3 protein-coding genes and 1 pseudogene are annotated in these 2,529 nt (G+C 28.2%); all 4 read right to left on the bottom strand.

Going from position 1 to position 2,529, the window contains the following annotated elements; translation table 11 throughout:
- Positions 1-570 (bottom strand): precorrin-6A reductase (gene cobK / locus Q0V09_RS10715; RefSeq protein WP_297489465.1); only part of this gene is annotated, 570 nt, incomplete at its 3' end.
- Positions 567-1,298, bottom strand: a complete 732-nt coding sequence (cobJ, locus tag Q0V09_RS10720) for a precorrin-3B C(17)-methyltransferase (protein WP_297489467.1) — start codon at positions 1,296-1,298, stop codon at positions 567-569. The genes cobJ and cobK, both read right to left, overlap by 4 nt.
- Positions 1,291-2,274: a cobalt-precorrin 5A hydrolase gene (cbiG, locus tag Q0V09_RS10725; RefSeq protein WP_297489470.1), complete on the bottom strand. Its 984-nt coding sequence runs from the start codon at positions 2,272-2,274 to the stop codon at positions 1,291-1,293. Before cbiG ends, cobJ begins: the two co-directional genes overlap by 8 nt.
- 2 nt (positions 2,275-2,276) lie before the next feature.
- Positions 2,277-2,529 (bottom strand): annotated as a pseudogene (gene cbiF / locus Q0V09_RS10730) (cobalt-precorrin-4 C(11)-methyltransferase); the annotation flags it as partial.

Consider the following 2,529-nt stretch of genomic DNA (forward strand, 5'->3'; position numbering starts at 1 on the left):
TTGCTTCATCATAGCTATATTTAGCTCTTTAGAAAAAGGTCCCTGCATAGCTATTATATTTTTAGGTAAAATCCCATTTTCTTCAGCTTTTTTTACCATATCCCATTTAGGTAAAATTCTAAAGTAAATATTAGATAAATTTAATAATTCTTTAAATTTTTCTAAATTATTGCTTCCTAAAGTTACAAGAATATTTCCTGTTAATTTTTCTAAATAATTTATCATTTTAGAGATATCATTAAAATAAATTACACCTTCCTCCTCTTCTAAAGATTCTCTTTCAAATCTAATATACTCTAAATCATATTTTAATGCCACTTCCATGGCATTTTTTGATATTTCAACAGCATATGGATGACTTAAATCAACTATTTTTGATATCTTTTCTAATTTTACAAACTCATTAATCTCATCTAAATTCATTCTTTTTGAAAGAACTCTTATTTCAGAAACATTTTCAAGAAGTTTCCCCCCGTATTCTGTTGCTGTTGTTACAATTAATTTCTCTTTAAAAGGAAAGGACTCTATAAAATCTCTAGAGTCCTTTGTTCCACCTATAACCCAAATCATATATGATATCCTCTTGGAGTTATCATTCTATCACCTGATATGTATGTTTTTGAATTCCCTATAATCACAACTGTAAACATATCAATATCATGATTTAAAAATTCTCCTAAATTAGTTAATGTATAATTCTCATTTTCTCTTCCCACATGTCTTAGTAATGCCACAGGTGTATTTTCTGATTTATGCTTTAACATAATCTCTCTTGCCTCAACTATTTGAGTTGTTCTTCCCTTACTTTTAGGATTATATAAAGATATTATAAAATCCCCTTCTGAAGCTTTATCTATTCTCTTTGTTATAACATCCCAATCAGTTAATAAATCACTCAAACTAATAGTGGCATGATCATGCATTAAAGGCGCTCCTACAATTGCAGCACCTGCTACAGATGAAGTAACTCCAGGTATAACCTCAACTTGGTATCCCTCTTTTTGTGCAACTTCAATCATAATTCCTGCCATTCCATAAATACCAGCATCTCCACTACTTATTAATGCTACACTTTTTCCAGTTTTTGCTATTTCTAAAACTTGCTCACATCTAGCAATCTCTTTTTTCATTCCAGATACATAAAACTCTTTTTCTGAAAATTCATCTCTTACTAAATCTATATAAGTTATATACCCTGCAATAACATCTACATTTTTAAGTGTGTTATAAGCTCTAACTGTTATATCCTGCATATTTCCAGGACCAATTCCAACTACATATATTTTCCCTTTATTCATCTATATTTCTCTCCTCGTATATTGAAAGTGTAACACCTTTATATTTTATCTTTTTCTCAATAAATATCCCTTTTCCAGTTGATGTTAAAAGAGCACAAGGTTCAGATACTGCTCTTACTCCTATAGTCTTTTTAACAAAATCCGAACCTTCAAACTGTTCCTCTATCTCTAAAATATCTTTTCTAGAAACTATAATTAATTTCTTTTGAAACTCTTCAGATAACTGTAAAAAAGCCTTCTCTTTAGCTTTTATATCTACAGTTGCAAAATGTTTTATACTTTTTAAGGATAAATTATTTTTTTTAAAAGTTTCTTCTAATATTTCTTTTACTATTTCATAAGGAATGTCTTTTCTAGCTCCAAGACCAATTACTAAATTTTCAGGATATAACTGTACTATCTCTATTTTTTCTCTATTTGAATTAATTATTACTCCCTCTACTTTGCCTGTTGAATTAATATTTTTAGGTAAAATCAATTCAACTTCTTTTCCATCAACAATTAGAGAAGTTACATTTTTAGCTTTTTCCAATGATTCTAAATTACTCTTTAATTTTTGTCCTAAAGTATCCACAGCTATTTTGCCAGTAACATCAGAGCTCGTTGTTATTATAGGTGTCATATTCAATTTTTCACCTAAATTTTCTGCCAACTCATTAGCTCCACCTAAATGTCCAGAAAGTAATGAAATTACAAAATTTAATCCCTCATCTAAAACCACTACAGCTGGATCTATATCCTTACTTTTTATTAAAATAGATATTTTTCTAACAACTATTCCTGTTGCCATAATAAAAATATGCCCTTGAAATTCATTAAAATTTTCATTTAATGTTTTTGTAAAATTCTCCATTTGTATACTATTATCAATATTAAATTTTTTTAACGTAAATAAAGTTGTATTAGAAATTTTTTCTAATATTTTATTTCCTGCTAATCCAGCACCTCTAGTAACTGTCCAAATGGCTAATTTCATAATTAAATTCCTTTTCTAAACTCATGTGTAAAGTGTTTATCATAAAGTAATGATTTCTCATATTCATTTCCTAAAAAATCTCCAACTAAGATTTGAGCTGTTTTTGTTATATGAGCTTCTTTTACTTTCTCTTCAATTGTTTCTAATGTTCCTAAAACAATTTTTTGATCTTCCCAAGTTGCTCTTTGAACTATAGCAATAGGTGTTGTCATAGGATAATGTTTTCCTAATTTTTCAACAACATCTCCTATCATA

The organism is uncultured Cetobacterium sp., assembly GCF_947039425.1.
Classification (GTDB): domain Bacteria; phylum Fusobacteriota; class Fusobacteriia; order Fusobacteriales; family Fusobacteriaceae; genus Cetobacterium_A.